This window comes from Liquorilactobacillus satsumensis DSM 16230 = JCM 12392, assembly GCF_001435195.1.
GTDB lineage: Bacteria > Bacillota > Bacilli > Lactobacillales > Lactobacillaceae > Liquorilactobacillus > Liquorilactobacillus satsumensis.
In genome coordinates this window covers 1-346 of record NZ_AZFQ01000014.1, presented here as the reverse complement: position 1 = coordinate 346, position 346 = coordinate 1, and the positions used below count along the sequence as shown (strand labels likewise).

The window sequence follows — 346 nt, the reverse complement described above, 5'->3', positions numbered from 1 at the left end:
AATGCACCCAGTAGGAGTCGAACCTACAACCTTCTGATTCGTAGTCAGACACTCTATCCAATTGCGCTATGGGTGCATAATAATATAATTATGCCGAGGACCGGAATCGAACCGGTACGGTAATCACTTACCGCAGGATTTTAAGTCCTGTGCGTCTGCCAGTTCCGCCACCCCGGCAAATAATATTAACAAGCGGAAGACGGGATTCGAACCCGCGACCCCCACCATGGCAAGGTGATGTTCTACCACTGAACTACTTCCGCATAAAAATGGTGCCGACTAGACGATTCGAACGCCCGACCCTCTGATTACAAATCAGATGCTCTACCAACTGAGCTAAGTCGGC

The 346-nt window shown here is 49.4% G+C and carries 4 tRNA genes; all 4 read right to left on the bottom strand.

Going from position 1 to position 346, the window contains the following annotated elements:
• Positions 1 to 2: 2 nt before the first annotated feature.
• Positions 3 to 76 (bottom strand) — tRNA-Arg (locus FD50_RS01350).
• A 15-nt stretch (positions 77 to 91) separates the two neighbouring features.
• Positions 92 to 177 (bottom strand) — tRNA-Leu (locus tag FD50_RS01345).
• A gap of 14 nt (positions 178 to 191) precedes the next feature.
• Positions 192 to 263 (bottom strand) — tRNA-Gly (locus FD50_RS01340).
• A 7-nt stretch (positions 264 to 270) separates the two neighbouring features.
• Positions 271 to 346: transfer RNA gene (locus FD50_RS01335), tRNA-Thr, on the bottom strand.